Raw genomic sequence first — 21,041 nt, forward strand, 5'->3', positions numbered from 1 at the left:
GCCATGCCGGAGGGGGGCGTTGCGCGGTGCACGCCCCCTGGCCGCTCGGGCACCAGCCACATCCGTGTCACGCGTCCCTCCCAGGTACGCCCGGCACCGCCGCCGGGCGAGGCGGACCCGGGTCAGCCGTCGGCGGAGCCGAGCTCACGGACGGCGTCCGCGAAAGCGTCCCCGCGCTTGTTGTAGTTGGCGAACATGTCCATGGAGGCACAGGCCGGAGCCAGCAGCACCGTGTCGCCCGCCTGAGCGAGTTTCCGCGCCTCCCGGACCGCCGCGCGCATCGCCCCAGTGTCGGTCCGGTCGAGGTCGACGACGGGTACCTGCGGGGCGTGTCGCGCGAGGGCTTCCCGGATGAGCGCGCGGTCCGCGCCGATCAGCACGGCGCCCCGCAGCCGCTTCGCCGACTTGGCGACCAGCTCGTCGAAGGTCGCGCCCTTCGCGAGCCCGCCCGCGATCCACACGATCGGCTCGTACGCCGCCAACGAGGCTTCCGCCGCATGCGTGTTGGTGGCCTTGGAGTCGTCGACGTAGGCGACCCCGTCCACGTCCGCCACGTGCGCGATGCGGTGGGCGTCCGGGGTGAACGCCCGCAGGCCGTCCCGCACGGCCCTGGCGGGCACGCCGTAGGCGCGGGCGAGGGCCGCCGCCGCGAGGGCGTTGGCGATGTTGTGCGGGGCCGGCGGGTTGACGTCGCCGACCTCGGCGAGTTCCTGGGCGTTCTTGTGCCGGTCCTCGACGAAGGCGCGGTCGACCAGGATGCCCTCCACGACGCCGAGTTGGGACGGCGCCGGGGTGCCGAGGGTAAAGCCGACGGCCCGGCAGCCCTCCTCGACGTCGGCCGCGCGGACCAGGTCCTCGGTCGCCTTGTCGGCGACGTTGTAGACGCAGGCGACGCGATTGCCCTCGTAGATACGGCCCTTGTCGGCGGCGTACGCCTCCATGGAGCCGTGCCAGTCGAGGTGGTCGGGGGCGAGGTTCAGCACGGCCGCCGAGTGGGCGCGCAGGGAGGGCGCCCAGTGCAGCTGGTAGCTGGAGAGTTCCACGGCCAGGACGTCGTACTGCTCCTCGCCGAGCACCGCGTCCAGCAGGGAGACGCCGATGTTGCCGACGGCGGCCGTGCGCAGGCCCGCCGCCTTCAGGATCGACGTCAGCATCTGGACGGTGGTGGTCTTGCCGTTGGTGCCGGTGACGGCGAGCCAGTCGGCGGCGTCGGGGCCGCGCAGGCGCCAGGCCAGTTCGACATCGCCCCAGACGGGCACGCCCTGCTGCTCCGCCGCAGCGAACAGCGGCTTGTCCGGCTTCCAGCCGGGCGCGGTGACGATCAGCTCGGTGCCCTCCGGCAGGGTGTCGCCGTCACCGAGGCGCACAGTGACGCCGAGCGCCTCCAGTTCGGCCGCCTGCGCCCGCGCGCGCTCGTCGGCGCCGTCGTTGACGACCGTGACGGTCGCGCCGAGGCCGTGCAGCACCTTGGCCGCCGGGACGCCGGAGACGCCGAGCCCGGCGACGGTGACGTGCTTGCCCTGGAAGTCGAAGGGCTCCGAGGAAGTCACTTGTCCGCTGCCCATCCTGCGTAGAAGAGGCCGAGTCCGACGATCACACAAATGCCCTGGATGATCCAGAAGCGGACCACGACGAGCACCTCGGACCAGCCCTTGAGTTCGAAGTGGTGCTGGAGTGGCGCCATCCGGAAGACGCGCTTCCCGGTGAGGCGGAAGGAACCGACCTGGATCACCACGGACATGGTGATCAGGACGAACAGGCCGCCGAGGATGGCGAGGAGCAGTTCGGTGCGGGAGCAGATCGCGAGGCCGGCGAGCACACCGCCGAGGGCGAGCGAACCGGTGTCGCCCATGAAGATCTTGGCCGGCGAGGTGTTCCACCACAGGAAGCCAAGACAGGCACCCATCAGCGCGGAGGCCACCACCGCGAGGTCGAGCGGGTCGCGCACCTCGTAACACGCGCCCGGGTTGGTCAGCGTCTGCGCGTTGGCGCAGGACTCCTGGAACTGCCAGACACCGATGAAGGTGTAGGCACCGAAGACGAGCACCGAGGCGCCGGTGGCCAGACCGTCCAGACCGTCGGTCAGGTTCACGCCGTTCGACATCGCGAGAATCATGAACAGCGCCCAGACCACGAACAGCACAGGGCCGATCGTCCAGCCGAAGTCCGTGATGAACGACAGCTTGGTGGAGGCCGGGGTGTTGCCGCGGTTGTCCGCGAACTGCAGCGACAGCACGGCGAAGCCGATGCCGACGATCAGCTGGCCGGCCATCTTCGCCTTGGCGCGCAGACCGAGCGAACGCCGCTTGACGATCTTGATGTAGTCGTCGAGGAAGCCGACCAGGCCCATGCCGACCATCAGGCCGAGCACCAGCAGGCCCGAGAAGGTCGGCGCCGCGTCGACATCCGGGTCCAGATAACCCGTGATCACCTTGGCCAGGAAGTACGCGGCGACCGTCGCCAGGATGAAGGCGATGCCGCCCATGGTCGGCGTACCGCGCTTGCTGGCGTGCTCGCGCGGGCCGTCGTCGCGGATGTACTGGCCGTAGCCCTTGCGCGCGAGGAGCTTGATCAGCAGCGGGGTGCCGACCAGCGTGAGAAAGAGACCAATGACTCCTGCGAACAGGATCTGCTTCATCATCGGGCGGAAACCTCACCCTCGGCACCGGTCTCGACGAGCGCCTGCGCCACGCTCTCCAGACCGACCGAACGGGACGCCTTCACGAGCACGACGTCCCCCGGGCGCAACTCGCTGCGCAACAGGTCGACCGCCGCCTGTGCGTCGGACACGTGCACCGACTCCTCACCCCACGAACCCTCGTTATATGCGCCCAGTTGCAGCCAGGCGGCTTCCCTGCCACCGACCGCGACGAGCTTGCTGACGTTGAGCCGGACGGCGAGCCGCCCGACCGCGTCGTGCTCGGCGAGAGCCTCGTCCCCGAGCTCGGCCATCTTGCCGAGCACCGCCCACGTACGACGCCCCTTGCCCATCGCCGCGAGCGCGCGCAGAGCGGCTCGCATGGACTCGGGGTTCGCGTTGTAGGCGTCGTTGACGACCGTCACGCCGTCCGGGCGCTCGGTGACCTCCATCCGCCAGCGGGAGAGGGAGCCCGCCTCGGAGAGCGCGACGGCGATCTCGTCAGCGGACATGCCCAACTCGTGGGCGACGGCGGCCGCGGCGAGCGCGTTCGACACGTGGTGCTCACCGTACAGGCGCATGGTCACATCGCTTGCACCGGAGGGTGTGTGAAGCCTGAACGAGGGCTGTCCGGCGTCCGTGAGTCGCACGTTCTCGGCACGAACGTCCGCTTCGCCGGACTCTCCGAAGAACAGCACTTTCGCCTTCGTACGGGAGGCCATGGCCCGGACGTAGGGGTCGTCCGCGTTGAGGATCGCGGTGCCGCCGTCGGCCTCGGACGGCAGTGCCTCCACCAGTTCGCCCTTGGCCTGTGCGATCTGCTCGCGGCCGCCGAACTCGCCGATGTGGGCGCTGCCCACGTTGAGGACCAGGCCGACCTTGGGGGGTGTCAGGCCGGCGAGGTAACTGATGTGCCCGATGCCGCGGGCACCCATCTCCAGGACCAGGAACCTGGTCTCCTCGGTGGCGCTCAGCGCGGTCAGCGGCAGCCCGATCTCGTTGTTGAGCGAGCCGGGCGTGAACACCGTCGGCGCCTTGCGCTGGAGCACCTGCGCGATGAGGTCCTTGGTGCTGGTCTTGCCCGCCGAGCCGGTGAGGGCGACGAGGGTGGCGCCGAGACGCCGTACGACGTGCCGGGCGAGGGCGCCGAGGGCGGCCTGGACGTCGTCCACGACGATCGCCGGCACGCCGACGGGGCGGGTGCCGAGCACGGCCACCGCTCCCGCCTCGACGACCGCCGCCGCGAAGTCATGGCCGTCCACGCGCTCCCCGGCGAAGGCCACGAACAGGCTGCCCGGCCCCGCCTCGCGGGAGTCCCGGACGACCGGGCCGGTGACCTGGGCGGACGGATCCGGTATGTCGTGCGTCTGCCCGCCGACGACTTCTGCGATCTCGGCGAGGGAGAGGGCGATCACAAGTTCATCCCCTGGGTCTTCTGGATTTTCATCCCTGGGTCTTCTGGATGGCTTCGCGCAGCACCTGGCGGTCGTCGAAGGGACGGACCACCCCGGCGATGTCCTGGCCCTGCTCGTGGCCCTTGCCCGCCACCAGCACGGTGTCGCCGGGTTCGGCGCGGGCGACGGCGGCGGCGATCGCGGCGGCCCGGTCCTCGAAGACCTGCACCTCGCCGCGCTCGTGGGCGGGCACGGAGGCCGCGCCCTGGAGCATCGTGGCGAGGATCGCGAGGGGGTCCTCGCCGCGGGGGTTGTCGGAGGTCAGTGTGGCGGTGTCGGCGAGCCGGGCCGCCGCGGCGCCCATCGGCTCGCGCTTGGTCGTGTCGCGGTCGCCGCCGCAGCCGAGGACGATGTGCAGCCTGCCCTCGGTGACCTTGCGCAGGGCGCGCAGCACGGACTCGACGGCGTCGGTCTTGTGGGCGTAGTCGACGACCGCGAGGTAGGGCTGGCCCGCGTCCACGCGCTCCAGACGGCCCGGAACGCCGGGGACGGCGGCGACACCGTCGGCGGCGGCCTGCGGGTCGAGGCCGGCGACGGCGAGGGCGACGATCGCGGCGAGGGTGTTGGCCACGTTGAACGGGCCCGGCAGCGGCGATGTGGCGGCGATCCGCTCGCCCTTGGGACCGATGACGGTGAAGGTCGAGTCGAGCCGGCCGACCTCGACGTCCTCGGCGCGCCAGTCGGCGTCGGGGTGCCCCTCGGCGGAGTAGGTGACGACCGGGACGGTGGCTTCCTTCGCCAGCCTGCGGCCGTACTCGTCGTCGACGTTGACCACGCCGAGTTTGCCCCGTTTCGGGGTGAACAGCTGCGCCTTCGCCTGGAAGTAGTCCTCCATGTCGGAGTGGAACTCCATGTGCTCCGGGCTGAGGTTGGTGAAGACGCCGATGTCGAAGACGCAGCCGTCGACGCGGCCCAGCACCAGGGCGTGGCTGGAGACCTCCATGGCCACCGCGTCGACACCGCGTTCGCGCATGACGGCGAACAGGGCCTGGAGGTCGGTGGCTTCGGGGGTGGTGCGCTCGGACTTGATGCGCTCGTCACCGATGCGCATCTCGACCGTGCCGATCAGGCCGGTGGACCGAACCGTCTTCAGGCCGCCCTCGACGAGGTAGGCCGTGGTGGTCTTGCCGGAGGTGCCGGTGATGCCGATCTGGAGCAGGTCCCGGCCGGGGTGGCCGTAGATGGTGGCGGCCAGTTCGCCCATCCGCCCGCGCGGGTCGTCGACGACCAGCACCGGCAGTCCGGACGCGGCGGCGCGCTCGGCCCCCGTCGGGTCGGTCAGCACGGCGGCGGCACCGAGGCCCGCGGCCTGGTTGACGAAGTCGGCACCGTGCAGCCGGGCCCCCGGGAGGGCGGCGTACAGGTCGCCGGGGCGGACGGCGCGCGAGTCATGGGTGATGCCCGTGACCTCGGCGGCGCTCTCCGGCGCGGAAGCACCCAGCTGATCGGCGAGTTCCGCGAGGGGTGTGGCGGAGACCTGTACCGGCCTGGGCGGCCCGGGGTATGTCACGGGATGGCCCTTCTGGGTGGTTTGGGACTGATCAGCGTGTGGCACGGCGGTGAGCGTACCGGGCGTACCCGCCTCCGGGCGAAGTGAGGGGCTGGGGCTGCTCTGGTTCCCGGGCTGCGGGGTGATCGTTGTCACGGAGGCGGTCCTGGTGGCTCGGTGGGGCTGAGTACGGGGCAGGGCGTGGGGCCCTGATCACTGCTTGAAGGAGACGGGCAGCTTCGCGGGCTTGGCACCGGTCGGCGGGACCTGGAGGGACTTCAGTGCGAACTCCATGACCTTCTTGTAGACGGGTCCGCAGATCTGACCGCCGAAGTAGCTGCCCCGGGTGGCGTTCTGGATGGCGCAGTAGACGGTGACGCGGGGCTTGTCGGCGGGCGCGAACCCGGCGAACGACGAGGTGTAGCCGTGGTACTTGCCGGTGGCCGGATCCACGCGGTTGGCGGTACCCGTCTTGCCCGCGACGCGGTAGCCGGGGATGCGCGCCTTGGTGCCGGTGCCCTCCTCGTCGTCCACGACCGACTCCAGCATCTGGGCGAGGGTCTTCGCGGTCTTGGCGCTGACGACCCGGTTCTCCGCGGGTTTCGGGGCGGGGGTGAAGCGCCCGTCCGGTCCCTTGGTGCCGCGCACGAGGGTGGGCTCGATGCGGACCCCGCCGTTGGCGATGGTCGAGTACACCGAGGCCGCCTGCATGGCGTTGATGGAGACGCCCTGGCCGAAAGGGATCGTGTACTGCTGCGAGGTCGACCACTTGTCGGGCGGGGCGAGGATGCCCTTGGTCTCGCCGGGGAAGCCCAGCCCGGTGTAGCTGCCGAGGCCGAACTTGCGCAGGTAGTCGTAGAGGACCTTGTTGGCCTGGGCCTGGGTCTTGCCGAGCTGCCCGGTGGCGAGGATGGTGCCGATGTTGCTGGACTTGGCGAGGACGCCGTTGAGCGTCAGGTACCAGGTCGGGTGGTCGATGTCGTCCTTGAAGAGCCGGTCGCCGCGGTGCAGCCGGTTGGGGACGACCACGTGCGTGCCCGGCGTGGCGGCGTCCTCCTGGAGGACGGCCGCCATCGACATGACCTTGGCGGTGGAACCGGGCTCGAAGGCGTCCTGGAGGGCGGCGTTGCCGAGGGCTGCCGGGTCCGCGTCCGACAGGTCGTTCGGGTCGAAGCCGGGCGAGTTGGCCATGGCCAGGATCTGCCCGGTGCGGGTGTCCTGGACGATGACGTAGCCGCGGTCGGCCGCGGACTCCTTCACCTGGTCGCTGATGGCGTTCTGGGCGGCCCACTGGATGTCGCGGTCGATGGTGAGCTCGACGTCGCTGCCGGGGACGGCCGGTGTCTCGGTGGAGCCCGCGGTGGGCACGAGACGGCCGCCGGACTGGGCGTAGCGGATCTTGCCGTCCTTGCCGGCGAGCTGCTTGTTCAGCTGTAGCTCGATGCCGCCGCCGGGCTTGCCCTCGCCGTTGACCCAGCCCAGTATCCCGGCGGCGAGGTCGCCGCCCGGGTACACGCGCTTGCTGGTGGCGACGGAGAACACGCCCGAGAGGACGTTGGGCGTGGACTTGTCCGTCTCCGCCTTCTTGGAGAGCGCCGACTTGAGATCCTTGATCTGCTTCCAGACCTGCGGGGTCTGGCGGGAGGCCAGTTTGACGTAGCGCAGGGCCTTGTTCTCCGGGCGCAGCTTCTCGACCAGGGCTTCCTGCTCCTGGCCGAGGATGGGCGCGAGGAGGGCCGCCGCCTGTTCGGGGCCGTCCCCGATCTTCAGCATCTTCGGGGCGAACATCGTGGGGTCGGCGGTGATGTCGTAGGCGTCCTCGCTGGTCGCGAGGGCCACACCGGACCGGTCGGTGATCTCGCCCCGGTCTGCGGCCAGCACCTGCCCGACGTAGCGGTTCTGCTCGGCCTTGGCGGCGTACGTGCTCGCGTCGACGGCCTGCACCTGGAAGAGCCGCACGACGAAGGCGGACAGGACCAGGGTCAGGGCGAGTCCGACCAGGCGCAGGCGGGGGCGGGGGCTGCCGAGCCGCAGCGGCTTGGGTGCCGCCGGGCGGCCCTGCCCCGGTCGCCGGGCCGGACGGGCACCGGGGCCGGGACGCCGCCGGGCGTCGGGGCGGGCGGGCCTGGCGGGGCCGGGCACGCGACGGCGGGGCGGTTCCCTGTCGGACACTTCCGTCACCTGCCGGGGGTCGAAGGAGGGCCGTCGGTCATGGCCTCGGGGGCGAGGACCAGGGGGGTGTGCACGGAGGACTGCGGGACACCGGGGGCCGCGCCGGGGACGCCCTTGACGGTGCCGTCGGGAGCGAGGAAGGCGGGGTCGCCGCCGGGCACCATGCCGAGCTCGCGGGCGCGGCGCATCAGGGCGTCGGGGGCGGAGTAGGCGTCGATGTCCCGCTGGAGGGCCTGCTCCTCGTCGGTGAGGTTCTTGGTCCCGCGCTGGAGGTCGTCGAGCTTGAACGCGCCTTCGCTGAGGGCCGAGTTCAGCACCAGGAGGGCGATGAGACCGCCGCCGAGGAGGAGGACGACCAGGAGGACGAAGGGCGTGCGGGCCGCCTGCCCGGGGCCGGTCGGGAGGAGCCGGGCGAGTCGGGCCGCCCTCCCCTTCAGTTCGGGTTTGCCGCTCACGCACGCTCCCTCGGTCCGGCCTGCACACGCCTCACTCGACGTCCTCCCTGATGCGCTGGGCCCCGCGCAGCCGCGCCGGTGCCGCCCGCCGGTTCTCGGCGATCTCCTCTTCGGTGGGGAGTTCGGCACCGCGGGTGAGCAGCTTGAGCCGCGGCTGGTAGCGCTCGGGCACGACGGGCAGTCCGGGCGGCGCGGTGGTGGCGGCGCCCGCCGCGAAGACCTGCTTGACCAGCCGGTCCTCCAGCGAGTGGTACGACAGCACGGCGATCCGTCCGCCCACGTCGAGCGTCTTCACGGCGGCCGGGATCGCCCGCTCCAGGACGGAGAGCTCACCGTTGACCTCGATGCGCAGGGCCTGGAAGGTGCGCTTGGCCGGGTTGCCGCCGGTGCGCTTTGCGGCCTGCGGCAGGGCGTCGCGGATCAGCTCGACCAGCCGCGCGCTGCTGCTGAACGGCTCCTTCTCCCGCTCGCGCACGATCGCGCTGACGATCCGCTTGGCCTGCTTCTCCTCGCCGTAGGCCCGCAGGATGCGCACCAGCTCGCCCGGCGGGTAGGTGTTGAGGACCTCGGCGGCGCTGACGCCGGTCGTCTGGTCCATGCGCATGTCGAGCGGGGCGTCCTGGGCGTAGGCGAAGCCGCGGTCGGCCTCGTCGAGCTGCATGGAGGAGACGCCCAGGTCGAACAGGACGCCCTGCACGCGCGCGATGCCGAGCCGGTCGAGCACCTCGGGGAGTTCGTCGTAGACGGCGTGGACCGGCGTGGCGCGCTCCCCGTAGGGGGCGAGGCGCTCGCCGGACAGGCGCAGGGCCTCCTTGTCGCGGTCGAGGGCGACGAGCCGGACGGCGGGGAACCTCTCCAGGAGTGCCTCGCTGTGCCCGCCGAGGCCGAGAGTGCAGTCGACGACCACCGCGTCCGGGCCCTCCAGGGCGGGTGCCAGCAGATCCAGGCACCGCTGGAGCATCACCGGGACGTGTCGACTCTCGCTCAAGGGGCCCTCTCAGATCCGGCGCGGCCGTACGCACCGCCGGGTCCCCGCCCGTTCCCAGCTTCGCTGGGGCCCCGGTGAAGGGGCGGCCGGCCGGCGCCGGAAGCGTCAGCCGGCCGGGAGCGGGAGGAGGCCGAGCCGTACGTACGCGCCGCGCGCGCGGGGAGATCTCCGGTCGTCGCCGGGGTCTCCGAAGAAATCAGTCCAGCGGGGAGAGTCTCGCCTCCCGCTTCGCGTCACTTTAGTCCACCCTGTCGCGCGGTCAATCAACCGGCCTGCGCGTCGCCGCCGTTCGCGCGGAGACCGGTACGCCACCCTTGTGGGTTACCTCACAACCGCCTGCCGACGGCATTCTTTGTCGACTCCCACAGGAGGCCTGGACGGGGTGTGACCAGTAACGTCATACCTATGACGACTTCTGCATCGGTTCCCACAGGTTCGGAGAGCGCCATAGCGGCCGGCGGCACGGTCACCGACCGCCTCGTCGAGGCGAACGCCCGGTACGCGGCCGACTTCGGCCACGCCGACATGGCCGCCAGCCCCGCCCTGCACGTCGCCGTCGTGGCATGCATGGACGCCCGCCTCGACCCGCTGCAGGCGCTCGGCCTCGAACTCGGCGACTGTCACACGATCCGCAACGCCGGCGGCGTCGTCACCGACGACGTGATCCGCTCGCTCACCATCAGCCAGCGCAAGCTGGGCACGCGCAGCGTCGTCCTCGTCCACCACACCGGCTGCGGCATGGAGACCCTCACCGAGGACTTCCGGGGCGAGCTGGAGGCCGAGGTCGGGCAGCGTCCGTCCTGGGCGGTGGAGTCCTTCCAGGACGCCGAGCAGGACGTACGGCAGTCGATGCAGCGGATCCGCACCTCGCCGTTCGTGCCGCACACCGATGACGTGCGCGGATTCGTGTTCGACGTGAAGACCGGCCTGCTGCGCGAGGTCGATCCGGCCTCCTGACCCGGCCCGCAGGCCTGGACGCCGTGGGCCGTCCGCCCCGGAAAGCCACCTGCTGTAGCTGTCGAAAGCCTGTCAGTCACGCGTTCGAATGGTCGTAAGACCGACATATCGCGGCCAGTTGTCCACAGTCGAGTGACACGAAACGGTAACGGCAGCAAGAATGCGGGAGTGGCGTCACGCGGAACTTTTCACGCGTGGTGTCCGTGGTTCGGGGTGGGCCGGCCTGCGTCATGCGGCGTCGGCCCGGGAAAATGGGGTATCCCGTGCTCCTTGGGGGCGCGGGAAAGGCCGAGGAGGGCCGGGTGACGACCTATGACGATCGAGCGAGCCTCACTGATCTGACCGCCGTGGTGGAGCGCGTGCGGGAGTCGGTGGAAGGCGTGATCGAGGGCAAGCCCGAGGTCGTACGGCTCTCGCTGACCGTACTGCTCGCCGAGGGACATCTGCTGATCGAGGACGTCCCGGGTGTCGGCAAGACGATGCTGGCCAAGGCACTGGCGCGGTCCATCGACTGCTCGGTGCGCCGCATCCAGTTCACGCCGGACCTGCTGCCGTCGGACATCACCGGCGTGTCCATCTGGGACCAGCAGCGCCGTGACTTCGAGTTCAAGCCGGGCGCGATCTTCGCGCAGGTGGTGATCGGCGACGAGATCAACCGCGCCTCGCCCAAGACGCAGTCCGCGCTCCTGGAGTCGATGGAGGAGCGCCAGGTCACCATCGACGGCAAGACCTACGAGCTGCCCAGCCCCTTCATGGTGGTGGCGACGCAGAACCCCGTCGAGATGGAGGGCACCTACCCGCTGCCGGAGGCCCAGCGCGACCGCTTCATGGCCCGGGTGTCGGTCGGCTACCCGAGCGCGGAGGCCGAGCTCCAGATGCTGGACGTGCACGGCGGCGTCTCGCCGCTGGAGGACCTCCAGCCCGTGGCCCACGCGCACGAGATCCTCAAGCTGATCGAGGCGGTGCGCGGCGTGCACGTCGCCGAGCCGGTCCGGCGCTACGCGGTCGACCTGGTCGGCGCCACGCGCACGCACCCCGACCTGAGACTCGGCGCCTCCCCGCGCGCGACGCTGCACCTGCTGCGCGCGGCGAAGGCGTCCGCGGCCCTCAGCGGCAGGGAGTACGCGCTGCCGGACGACGTGCAGGCCCTCGCCGGCGCCGTCCTGGCCCACCGGCTGCTGCCCACCGCCCAGGCCCAGCTCAACCGGCGCACCGCCGAGCAGGTGGTCGACGAGATCCTTCAGCGCACCCCGGTGCCGACCGCGGCGCCGCCACAGCAGAGCGGTTTCGGCGGCCTCGACCGTACGGCGCCGGCCTATCCCCAGCAGCCGCCGCGGAGGCTGTGATGACGACCGCGGGGACGGGGCACGCGGAAGCCGACCGGGGCGAGAAGGGCGGCATCCGCACCGCCCTGGCCGGTCTGACCACCCGCGGACGCTCCTTCCTGGCCGCCGGTGTCGCGGCCGCGATCTGCTCCTACGTGCTCGGGCAGGCCGACCTGCTGCGCGTGGGTCTCCTGCTGGCGGTACTGCCGCTGGTGTGCGCGGCGGTGCTGTACCGCACCCGCTACCGGGTCGCGGGCAGCCGCCGGCTCTCCCCCGCGCGCGTGCCCGCGGGCAGCGAGGCCCGGGTCCACCTGCGGATGGACAACGTCTCCCGGCTGCCCACGGGGCTGCTGATGCTCCAGGACCGGGTGCCGTACGTGCTCGGCCCCCGGCCCCGCTTCGTGCTGGACCGGGTCGAGGCGGGCGGCCGGCGCGAGGTCTCCTACCGGGTGCGCTCCGACCTGCGCGGCCGCTATCCGCTGGGTCCGCTCCAGCTGCGCCTGACCGACCCGTTCGGCATGTGCGAGCTGACCCGGTCCTTCTCGACGTACGACACGCTCACCGTCATCCCGCGCGTGGAGCCGCTGGCGCCGGTACGCCTCAGCGGTGAGGCCAAGGGGTACGGCGACGGCCGGCAGCGTTCGCTCGCGCTGGCCGGCGAGGACGACGTGATCCCGCGCGGCTACCGCTACGGCGACGACCTGCGCCGCGTGCACTGGCGCTCCACCGCCCGCTACGGCGAGCTGATGGTGCGCCGCGAGGAGCAGCCACAGCGCGCCCGCTGCACGGTGCTGCTGGACACCCGGGGCATCGCCTACCAGGGCGCGGGACCGGACGCGGCCTTCGAGTGGGCCGTGTCGGGCGCCGCGTCCGTGCTGGTGCACATGCTCGAACGGGGCTACTCGGTGCGGCTGTTGACGGACACCGGCAACGCGGTGCCCGGTGAGGGCGGTGACGGCTTCGCGGGTGCGAGCCAGGAGTCGGCGGACGCGGCCGGGCTGATGATGGACACCCTCGCGGTGATCGACCACTCCGACGGCGCGGGCCTGTCCCGGGCCTACGACGTGCTGCGCGGCGGGAACGAGGGACTGCTGGTGGCCTTCCTCGGCGACCTGGACGAGGACCAGGCGGCGGTGCTGGGCCGGATGCGGCAGCGCAGCCCGGGTGCGGTCGCCTTCGTGCTGGACAGCGAGAGTTGGGTCCGGGAACCGAGCGACGTCCCCGGTCCGTCGGACAGGAGCGAAGACCGGTTGCGCATGCTGCGGGAGGCCGGCTGGACGGCCCTGCGGGTGCCGCGGGGCGCCTCCGTGGACGAGGTGTGGCGGCAGGCCGACCGGGAGCGCAGGGGCGTGGCCGCCGCGAGCGGCGGGGAGGGACCGGGATGAGCGGGCGGGTACGACTGACCCTGGGCGCCTGGGCGGCCACGCTGATGGCCGCGTGCGCCCTGCTGCCCCTGGTCAAGCCGGCCACCTGGATCGTGCAGGCGGCCTTCCTGCTGGCCCTGCAGTCGGGCGTCGGTGCCGCAGCCCGCAGGGTGCCGCTGGCCCGGCCGCTGACCGTCGCGGCGCAGGCCGTGGTCACCGTCGCGCTGCTGACCTTCGTGTTCGCCCGTGAGCAGGCCCTGGCCGGGCTGATCCCCGGGCCGCAGGCCTTCGACCGCTTCGCGGTCCTGCTCCAGCAGGGCGGGGACGACATCGCCCGGTACGCCATCCCGGCTCCCCTGGAGTCCGACGGCATCCGGCTGATGCTCATCGGCGGGGTCCTGGTCATCGGGCTGCTGGTGGACACCCTCGCGGTGACGTTCCGCAGCGCCGCCCCGGCCGGGCTGCCCCTGCTCGCGCTGTACTCCGTGGCCGCCGGGCTGTCCGACGGGGGTACGGACTGGCTGTGGTTCCTGGTGGCGGCGGCCGGCTATCTGATGCTGCTGCTGGCCGAGGGGCGGGACCGGCTGTCGCAGTGGGGCCGGGTGTTCGGCGGCGCTCCGCGTACGTCCGGCGCCGAGCCGAGCGGCGCGGTCGCCCCGGTCCGTACCGGCCGGCGCATCGGCGTGGTCGCGCTGGGCATCGCGCTGGTGGTGCCGCTGGGCCTGCCCGCGATGAACGGCGGCCTGCTGGACTCCGTGGGAGCCGGCGCGGGCGGCGGCCCCGGCGGCGGGGGCACGATCTCCGCGGTGAACCCGCTGGTGTCGCTGCGGGACAGCCTGAACGCGGACGACGACCAGCAGGTCCTGTCCGTGCGGACGAAGATGAAAGACGTCTCGGACCTGTATCTGCGGATCGTGTCCCTGGACGACTTCGACGGCACCACGTGGAAGCCGTCCCGGCGGTCCATCACCGCCGTGCCCGGCGGCACCTTCCCGGACCCGGTCGGCCTCAGCCCGGACGTCAAGCGCAGGGAGGTCGACACCACGATCACGGCGGCCGACTGGTACGCCCAGGACTGGCTGCCCATGCCGTACCCGCCGAGCGGTGTGCGCATCAGCGGCAACTGGCGCTACGAGCCGGTGGGCATGACCCTGGTCGGCGACCACGGGCAGAACACGCGGGGCCTGACGTACCAGGTCAAGAGCCTGGAGATGCAGCCGACGGCGAAGCAGCTCGCCGCGGCGGGGCCGCCGCCCGCGGACATCGAGGGCGACTTCACCGAACTGCCCGACTCGCTGCCGTCGGTGGTGGGCCGCACCGCCCGCCAGGTCACCGCGGGCGCCGCCAACCCGTACGACCAGGCGGTCAAGCTCCAGGACTGGTTCGCCGTGACCGGCGGCTTCGAGTACGACACGCAGGTGCAGGTGGGCAGCGGCTCGCAGGCCATCGCCCGCTTCCTGAAGGACAAGCAGGGCTTCTGCGTCCACTTCTCGTTCGCGATGGCGGCGATGGCCCGCTCCCTGGGCATCCCGGCCCGGGTGGCGGTGGGCTTCGCGCCCGGTTCCCCGCAGGCCGACGGCTCGGTGTCGGTGGGGCTGCGCGACGCGCACGCCTGGCCGGAGCTGTACTTCGAGGGCGTGGGCTGGACCCGCTTCGAGCCCACCCCGAACCGCGGCTCGATCCCGTCGTACACCCTGCCCGACAGCCCGGACAACTCGGTGCCGGACCCGGTGCGGCCGTCCGAGACGACGTCCACCGCGCCCTCCTCGGCGCCGTCGGCGAGGGAGTCCTGCACCCCGGAGCAGAGGAAGCTGGACGGCGGCTGCGCGAGCGAGTCGCCCGCGGCCGCGCTGCCCACGGACGACGACGGCCCGAAGTGGTACGCGTTCCTGCTGTGGGCCCTCGCCGGTCTCGCCGTCCTCGCACTCCCCCTGGCGCCGATGCTGTGGCGGCTGCGGACGCGCACGGTGCGGCTCGGGGCGCACGGCCGCAGTGAGGCGGACGCGGCGCGGCACACGCTGGCCGTCTGGCAGGAGCTGACCGACACGGCGTGGGACTTCGGCATCGCGCCGGACGAGTCGCAGACACCACGCAAGGCGGCCGCCCGAATCGTCCGGCTGGGCGACCTCGACGCGGCGGCCGCGGCCTCGGTGCACCGGGTGGCGAACGCGGTGGAGCAGGTCCTGTACGCACCGCGTCCCCGCCCGGTGGCCGGTCTCACGGACGATGTCCGCCGCGCGACGGCGGGCCTCCGCGCTACGGCCGGCCGCCCGGCCCGGCTCCGGGCGCTTGTGGCTCCCCGCTCCACCGTGCGGGTGGTGTGGGCGGCGTCGGCCCGGTGGACGGACGTCCGGGAGCGTGCCGTGGCGTTGCGGCCGACCTGGCGGAAGGCGTCGGGCCAGCAGGGCTGAGGGGATACGCCGGGCCCGGCAGGGCTGAGGGATACGCCGGGCCGGCACGGCTGAGGGATACGTCAGGCCCGGCACGGCTAAGGGATGCGCCGGACCCGGCACGGCTGAGGGATACACCGGACCCGGCACGGCTGAGGGATACGTCAGGCCCAGCACGGCTGAGGGATACGTCAGGCCCAGCACGGCTGAGGGATACGCCGGGCCGGCACGGCTGAGGGATGCGAGCGGCTCAGGCCGGTCGGTGCGAGTGCGCCGGCCGGCCTTTCGCGTTGCCGGGGCAGGCCGACCCTGTTGTGTCCGGTGCGGGCCGGCCCCGCGCGGGCCGGCCCCGGCTGTCGACGCATGCGTCAGGGGGTGACCACCGACTCGATGGTCACCCCCTGACGTACGTATGCGGACGTAGGCCTGGAGAGGCTGCGCGCAGGGCTAGTGGCCGCCCTGCTCGTCGCGGCGCTTCTGCCAGCGCTGCTCGATGCGGTCCATCACGGAGCGGCGCTGCCGGCCCTGTCGGCGGGCCTGGGGCCCGGCGGCACCGCCGGCCTGTTCGCCCGGCTTGGGAGCCTTGCGCCAGCCGGTGACGGCCAGCACCGCACAGCCCAGCATGACGAGGAAGCCCACGACACTCAGCCAGACCTGCTTGGCGACCATTCCAGCCATGAGGAGCGCGATACCTACGAGGAAGCCGGCGACCGCCTGGTAGACCCGTCGCCGGGTGTACGTGCGCAGCCCGCTTCCCTCAAGCGCTGTCGCGAACTTGGGATCTTCGGCGTACAGCGCTCGCTCCATTTGCTCGAGCATGCGCTGCTCGTGCTCCGAGAGCGGCACGGAGTCCTCCTCATCGTGCAGTCGCCGGGGCGACCCGGGGGGTCCCTTCAGGATAGGCAGGGAATCGCCCCCGTGAAACCCGCCCCTCTGCGCCAATTGACCAACCGGACCCCGGCATGGGCGTCCCGGCTCGCTGAGGCTTCCATTCCCCGGCGGCCGACCCGTCATGCCGGAACGGTCTCCCTCGATCATACGGCGCGCCGCCTCCATTCGGGGGGCCTGTGGCGTACTCCATGCACAGCCAAGCCGCTGATCAGCGGCGGTACCTCAGGAAGCGGCTCAGGCCTCGGCAGCCCCATCGGTCTCGGCGGCCCCACCTGTCGCACCGGTCCCACCCGTCTCACCGAGCACGTGCAATTGCGTCGCCACCGAGTGGAAGGCGGGGAGCTCGGCCGCGGCCTCCTCCAGCTTCAGCAGCGCTTCCAGCGCTCCGGGCTCGGTGTCCACCAGGACGCCGGGCACCAGGTCGGCGAAGACCCGCACGCCGTGCACGGCGCCGACGCGCAGACCTGCGGCCTCGACCAGGCCGGTGAGCTGCTCGGCGGTGAAACGGCGCGGAACGGGGTCACCCGTGCCCCATCGCCCGTTCGGGTCGTCGAGGGCCTGGCGGGCCTCCGTGAAGTGCCCGGCGAGGGCGCGGGCCAGCACGGCACCGCCGAGGCCGGCGGCGAGCAGGCTGAGGACGCCCTCGGCGCGCAGGGCCGCCACCGCGTTGCGGACGCCTTCGGCCGGGTCGTCCACGTACTCCAGGACGCCGTGGCACAGCACGACGTCGTAAGCACCGCGCTCGGCCACGTCGAAGAGGCCGTGGGCGTCGCCCTGCACGCCCTTCACCCGGTCGGCGACACCGGCCTCGGCGGCACGGCGCTCCAGGGCGAACAGCGCGTTGGGGCTGGGGTCGACAACGGTGACACGGTGACCCAGACGGGCGGCGGGCACCGCGAAGTTGCCGCTGCCGCCTCCGGTGTCGAGGACGTCCAGCGACTCCCGGCCCGTGGCCTTGACCCGGCGGTCCAAGGCGTCCTGGAGGACCTCCCAGACCACGGCGGTACGGAGTGAGGCGCGGGGGCGCATCGGGTCCGACACGGCAGTTGACTCCTCGGCGCGGCACCGCCTCTTGCACGGCGGCGTGAACGGGGCGTCTTCCCCGGCCCCGGTCGACGGGGAGGAGAAGACTTCAGGCGTCCCCCACCCTATTGCCTACGCCGAGGCGCCTGGATGACCCGGTGCGGGGACGGACCCCGGGTCAGACGGGAGCTCCCGGCCCGGGCCGTCGGCCGGACCCGGGCTGCCTACCGCTCCAGGGCCGCGGGCCGGTCCCCCGGCCGCCGCTGCCCGGTCAGCCCGCGTCCGGCATGTCCCTCCCCGAGCCGGGCCCCTCCGGCCGGTCCTGGTCCGGGCGGGGCTGTGGGAGGACCGGCTGGAGGACCAGCATCCGCTCGACGAGGCGCAGGAACATCGCCACGTCCCGTATCAGGTCGTCGGCGTCCCGGCCGGTGGCGGCGCCCTGGATGCCGGCCTCGGCCCGGGCCCGGCGCCGGGCGCCCGCGGCGAACAGCGCGCTCCACTCGGTCAGTTCGGGCGCGATCTCGGGGAGCACTTCCCAGGCGCTGCGGATCTTGGCCCGGGCCCGGGGTGAGGTCTCCGGCCGCCCCCGGGCGGCGAGTACCGCGGCGGCGGTGCGCAGGGCGGCGAGGTGGGCCGTCGCGTAGCGCTCGTTCGGGGTTTCCAGGGCGGTGGCCTCGTCGAGGCTCGCGCGGGCCTGGGCGAGCAGGTCGAGGGCGGCGGGCGGGGCCGTGGCCCGGCGCAGCACGGGGTGCACGTCGCTCGCCGGGCCGGTCAGTGAGGGGGCAGGGCCGGTGGCGCGGCGCCGACGGGCGGCTGCTGCGTGGTAGCTGGCCATGACGAACCTCCTGTCGTCTGGGTGACGGCACGTCCGGTCACGGAGTGCCGTATGTGACCCATCGTGAGGTATGGCACTGACAATCCGCTCTGACCTGCTGTTTTGCTTCGCTCGTAGGTTCGGAGTAGTTTTTGCACTGACCAGTCAGTTCAATTTCAGGGGAGACTCGTGGGGGAACAGGCGGGAGGGGTGCGGATCGCCGCCGAAGGCCTCGGGATCAAGGGGCCACGGGGGTGGGCGGTCCGCGGGATCTCCTTCGACGCGGGGCCGGGGGCTGTCGTCGCGGTCGAGGGCCCGTCCGGGTCCGGCCGCACGTGCCTGCTGCTCGCGCTGACGGGGCGGATGAAGGTCGCGGAGGGCACGGCCTCGGTGGGCGACGCGAGGCTGCCGAAGCAGATGGCGGCGGTGCGCGGCATCAGCGCGCTGGCGCACGTCCCGGGGGTCACCGACCTCGATCCGGCGCTGACCGTCGGCGAGCACCTGCGGGAGCGGGCGCTGCTCCAGCAGCGGTTCGGCGCGTCGCTGCGGGGTCTGCTGCGGCCCCGCGGCGAGCGGGCGGCCGAGGCCGGGCAGCGCGTCGACGCCGCCCTCGAAGCCGTGCGGCTCGACCTGGAGGCTCTGCCCAAGGGGCCGCGCACGGCCGTACGGGACCTTGAGCGCCTGGAGGCGCTGCGACTGTCGGTTGCGCTCACCCTGGTCGGCGGGCCGCGGCTGCTCGGCATCGACGACACCGACCTCAAGCTCGCGGACGGTGAGCGGGAGGAGGTCTGGACGCTGCTCAGGTCCCTGGCCGAGGCCGGGACGACGGTCGTCGCGGTGTGCAGCGAGGCTCCCGAGGGCGCCGTCAAGGTGTCCACCGCGCAGAGCCGCGAAGAGCCGCCCGCCGAGGACGAGTCCGACCGGGCCGACCAGGCCAACCGGGCCGACCAGGCCGACCAGGCCGACCAGGCCGACCAGGGAGAGGAGAAGGCCGATGCGCTCGCCGAGACTGGCCGCGCTTGAGCTGCGCCGCTTCGGGCGGGGGAAGCTGCCGCGCGCCGCTCTGGTCGCGCTGCTGGTGCTGCCGCTGCTGTACGGCGCGCTGTACCTGTGGTCGTTCTGGGACCCGTACGGCCGTCTGGACAAGGTCCCGGTGGCGCTCGTGAACGACGACAAGGGGGCGACCGCCGACGGGAAGAAGATCACGGCGGGCGACGACATCACGAAGGGCCTGCACGACAGCAAGACCTTCGACTGGCAGGAGGTGAGTGCCGCCGAGGCCCGCAGGGGTGTCGAGGACGGCAGCTACTACCTGTCGCTCACCCTGCCCGCCGACTTCAGCGAGCGGATCGCCTCCAGCTCCGGGAACAGCCCGGAGACCGGCGCCCTCCAGGTGCACACGAACGACGCCAACAACTACATCGTCGGGCAGATCTCCCGGACGGTCTTCAGCGAGGTGCGGCAGGCGGCGTCCACGAAGACGTCCCGGTCGTTCCTGGACAAGATCTTCGTGTCGTTCTCCGACATCCATGGCAAGACCGTGAAGGCGGCACAGGGCGCGGACCGGCTCAAGGGCGGCATCGGCAAGGCCGAGAAGGGCTCCAAGGACCTCGCCGACGGCCTGAGGAAGGCCAAGGACGGCAGCGGCAAACTCTCCACGGGCCTGAAGAAGCTCCACACCGGCGCGGGCGACCTGGAGGACGGCTCGAAGCAGGTCGCCGAGGGCACGCAGAAGCTCGCCGACCGGGTCAACGGCACCGCCGACAAGGTCGGTCCCTTCCTGAAGGGCAACGAGAAGACCATCGGCGACACCGCCCAGCTGGTCGCCGACTCCTCCGGGGTGATCCGCAAGCACCTCGACACCCTGGTGAAGACGGCCCCGACCGCCGCCAAGGGCGCCCGGGCGGCGTCCGGCACGCTGAACGACGTCTACGCCCGGCGCTGCGACGACCCCGTCCTGCCCGACGCGGCCTGCTCCGACCTGAAGAAGGCCAAGGACGCCGCCGCCGACGTCACGCTCATCGCGGACGACCTCAACACGCTGATCGCGGACCAGGACGGCGACCTGGACAAGCTCGACAAGAACCTCGCCACCCTCCAGAAGCAGTCCCAGGCCCTCGCGAACCGCGCCCCGCACCTCTCCGAGGACCTCGCCGACGCCGTCAAGAAGATCAACAAGCTGAACGACGGGGCGGCCGACGTCGCCGCCGGGGCGAAGAAGCTGCACAAGGGCATCGGCACGGCCAAGACCGGTGCCGTCGGCCTGGACAAGGGCGTCGGCAAGCTGAAGACGGGCGCCGACGACCTCAACGGCGGCATCTACAAGCTCGTCGGCGGCTCGGGGAAGCTCGCCGGCGGCCTGCACGACGGGGCGGAGAAGATCCCCGACTACGACGAGCAGGACCGCGACCGGCGTACCGAGGTCATGGCCGACCCCGTCCGGCTCGCCTCCCAGGACCTGCACAAGGCGCCCAACTACGGCACCGGGTTCGCGCCGTACTTCATCCCGCTGTCCCTCTGGGTGGGCGCGATGGTGGCGTACATGCTGATCGCGCCCATGAACCGGCGGGCGCTGGCGGCGGGCGCCCCGGCGTGGCGGATCGCGCTGGCGGGCTGGCTGCCCGTGGTGGCGATCGGGATGCTCCAGACGGTGGCGCTGATGTCGGTGCTGCACTGGGCGGTCGGCCTGGAGATGGCACGGGCGGCCGGGACGGTGGGCTTCCTGTTCCTGGTGACGGCGTGCTTCGCGGCGATCGTGCAGTGGCTGAACGCGCGCTTCGGAGCGGCCGGCCGGATCCTGGTCCTCGCGCTGCTGATGCTCCAGCTGACCTCGGCGGGCGGCACGTACCCCGTGCAGACCAGCCCCGGGTTCTTCAACGCGCTCCACCCGTTCCTGCCGATGAGCTACGTCGTCGAGGCCCTGAGGCGGCTCATCACGGGCGGTGGTCTCGAACCGGTGTGGCAAGGGTGCGTGGTGCTGACGGCGTTCACCGCGGGCGCCCTCGCGCTCACCGCCGTTGCGGCCCGGCGGCGCCAGGTGTGGACGCTGGACCGGCTGCACCCGGAACTGAGCCTGTGAAG

General features: G+C 72.3%; 16 protein-coding genes. 6 read left to right on the forward strand and 10 right to left on the reverse strand.

Annotated features, from left to right (window positions below; translation table 11 throughout):
- Nucleotides 1–122: 122 nt before the first annotated feature.
- From murD to rsmH, 7 genes are all read right to left on the reverse strand, one after another.
- Nucleotides 123–1,550 (reverse strand): UDP-N-acetylmuramoyl-L-alanine--D-glutamate ligase, encoded by a 1,428-nt coding sequence (gene murD / locus AB0E85_RS21365; protein ID WP_361929399.1) that lies wholly within the window; start codon nucleotides 1,548–1,550, stop codon nucleotides 123–125.
- Nucleotides 1,547–2,638, reverse strand: coding sequence for a phospho-N-acetylmuramoyl-pentapeptide-transferase (mraY, locus tag AB0E85_RS21370; protein ID WP_010039348.1), 1,092 nt, complete (start codon nucleotides 2,636–2,638; stop codon nucleotides 1,547–1,549). Before mraY ends, murD begins: the two co-directional genes overlap by 4 nt.
- Entirely contained in the window at nucleotides 2,638–4,053 is a 1,416-nt protein-coding gene (murF, locus tag AB0E85_RS21375; RefSeq protein WP_361929401.1) for a UDP-N-acetylmuramoyl-tripeptide--D-alanyl-D-alanine ligase, read from the reverse strand. Before murF ends, mraY begins: the two co-directional genes overlap by 1 nt.
- A 28-nt stretch (nucleotides 4,054–4,081) precedes the next feature.
- The gene (locus tag AB0E85_RS21380) at nucleotides 4,082–5,602 is read right to left on the reverse strand and encodes a UDP-N-acetylmuramoyl-L-alanyl-D-glutamate--2,6-diaminopimelate ligase (protein ID WP_361929403.1); all 1,521 of its coding nucleotides are present in this window, start codon (nucleotides 5,600–5,602) and stop codon (nucleotides 4,082–4,084) included.
- Nucleotides 5,603–5,794: 192 nt separating this feature from the next.
- Complete coding sequence (locus tag AB0E85_RS21385) at nucleotides 5,795–7,753, reverse strand: penicillin-binding protein 2 (RefSeq protein WP_361929406.1); 1,959 nt, start codon at nucleotides 7,751–7,753, stop codon at nucleotides 5,795–5,797.
- A 5-nt stretch (nucleotides 7,754–7,758) separates the two neighbouring features.
- Nucleotides 7,759–8,208, reverse strand: a complete 450-nt coding sequence (locus AB0E85_RS21390; RefSeq protein WP_361929408.1) for a hypothetical protein — start codon at nucleotides 8,206–8,208, stop codon at nucleotides 7,759–7,761.
- A gap of 31 nt (nucleotides 8,209–8,239) precedes the next feature.
- Nucleotides 8,240–9,196: a 16S rRNA (cytosine(1402)-N(4))-methyltransferase RsmH gene (gene rsmH, locus AB0E85_RS21395; RefSeq protein ID WP_361929411.1), complete on the reverse strand. Its 957-nt coding sequence runs from the start codon at nucleotides 9,194–9,196 to the stop codon at nucleotides 8,240–8,242.
- Between the two features lie 405 nt (nucleotides 9,197–9,601).
- Between rsmH and AB0E85_RS21400 the strand changes: the two genes are divergently transcribed.
- The 4 genes from AB0E85_RS21400 (at nucleotide 9,602) to AB0E85_RS21415 (ending at nucleotide 15,253) form a co-directional block, all read left to right on the forward strand.
- Complete coding sequence (locus tag AB0E85_RS21400; RefSeq protein ID WP_361929414.1) at nucleotides 9,602–10,153, forward strand: carbonic anhydrase; 552 nt, start codon at nucleotides 9,602–9,604, stop codon at nucleotides 10,151–10,153.
- 302 nt (nucleotides 10,154–10,455) lie between these two features.
- Nucleotides 10,456–11,499, forward strand: coding sequence for a MoxR family ATPase (locus AB0E85_RS21405; protein ID WP_361929417.1), 1,044 nt, complete (start codon nucleotides 10,456–10,458; stop codon nucleotides 11,497–11,499).
- Complete coding sequence (locus AB0E85_RS21410) at nucleotides 11,499–12,863, forward strand: DUF58 domain-containing protein (protein ID WP_361929419.1); 1,365 nt, start codon at nucleotides 11,499–11,501, stop codon at nucleotides 12,861–12,863. Before AB0E85_RS21405 ends, AB0E85_RS21410 begins: the two co-directional genes overlap by 1 nt.
- Complete coding sequence (locus AB0E85_RS21415; protein WP_361929422.1) at nucleotides 12,860–15,253, forward strand: DUF3488 and transglutaminase-like domain-containing protein; 2,394 nt, start codon at nucleotides 12,860–12,862, stop codon at nucleotides 15,251–15,253. Before AB0E85_RS21410 ends, AB0E85_RS21415 begins: the two co-directional genes overlap by 4 nt.
- Nucleotides 15,254–15,679: 426 nt before the next feature.
- On the opposite strand, the gene AB0E85_RS21420 is transcribed toward AB0E85_RS21415, so the two are convergent.
- The 3 genes from AB0E85_RS21420 to AB0E85_RS21430 form a co-directional block, all read right to left on the reverse strand.
- On the reverse strand, nucleotides 15,680–16,078 hold the full coding sequence (locus tag AB0E85_RS21420) for a DUF3040 domain-containing protein (RefSeq protein ID WP_031108527.1): 399 nt from the start codon (nucleotides 16,076–16,078) through the stop codon (nucleotides 15,680–15,682).
- Nucleotides 16,079–16,357: 279 nt separating this feature from the next.
- Nucleotides 16,358–17,164 carry a methyltransferase gene (locus AB0E85_RS21425; RefSeq protein WP_361929425.1) on the reverse strand — a complete coding sequence of 269 codons (807 nt, stop codon included), beginning with the start codon at nucleotides 17,162–17,164 and terminating at the stop codon, nucleotides 16,358–16,360.
- A 253-nt stretch (nucleotides 17,165–17,417) separates the two neighbouring features.
- The gene (locus AB0E85_RS21430; protein ID WP_361929428.1) at nucleotides 17,418–17,981 is read right to left on the reverse strand and encodes an SAV_6107 family HEPN domain-containing protein; all 564 of its coding nucleotides are present in this window, start codon (nucleotides 17,979–17,981) and stop codon (nucleotides 17,418–17,420) included.
- A gap of 168 nt (nucleotides 17,982–18,149) precedes the next feature.
- On the opposite strand from AB0E85_RS21430, the gene AB0E85_RS21435 reads away from it, so the two are divergent.
- Nucleotides 18,150–18,983: an ATP-binding cassette domain-containing protein gene (locus tag AB0E85_RS21435; protein ID WP_361929431.1), complete on the forward strand. Its 834-nt coding sequence runs from the start codon at nucleotides 18,150–18,152 to the stop codon at nucleotides 18,981–18,983.
- Entirely contained in the window at nucleotides 18,955–21,039 is a 2,085-nt protein-coding gene (locus tag AB0E85_RS21440; protein ID WP_361929434.1) for a YhgE/Pip domain-containing protein, read from the forward strand. The genes AB0E85_RS21435 and AB0E85_RS21440 overlap by 29 nt, the downstream gene beginning before the upstream one ends.
- The last annotated feature ends 2 nt before the right edge of the window (nucleotides 21,040–21,041 follow it).

The sequence above is a fragment of the Streptomyces sp. NPDC029044 genome, assembly GCF_040637495.1.
Lineage (GTDB): Bacteria > Actinomycetota > Actinomycetes > Streptomycetales > Streptomycetaceae > Streptomyces.

Bases quoted from the DNA above. Each gene is read 5' to 3' on its own strand.
- mraY (WP_010039348.1), bottom strand. From the start codon at position 2,638: ATGAAGCAGATCCTGTTCGCAGGAGTCATTGGTCTCTTTCTCACGCTG.
- AB0E85_RS21400 (WP_361929414.1), top strand. From the start codon at position 9,602: ATGACGACTTCTGCATCGGTTCCCACAGGTTCGGAGAGCGCCATAGCG.
- AB0E85_RS21410 (WP_361929419.1), top strand. From the start codon at position 11,499: ATGACGACCGCGGGGACGGGGCACGCGGAAGCCGACCGGGGCGAGAAG.
- AB0E85_RS21415 (WP_361929422.1), top strand. From the start codon at position 12,860: ATGAGCGGGCGGGTACGACTGACCCTGGGCGCCTGGGCGGCCACGCTG.
- AB0E85_RS21430 (WP_361929428.1), bottom strand. From the start codon at position 17,981: ATGGCCAGCTACCACGCAGCAGCCGCCCGTCGGCGCCGCGCCACCGGC.
- AB0E85_RS21440 (WP_361929434.1), top strand. From the start codon at position 18,955: ATGCGCTCGCCGAGACTGGCCGCGCTTGAGCTGCGCCGCTTCGGGCGG.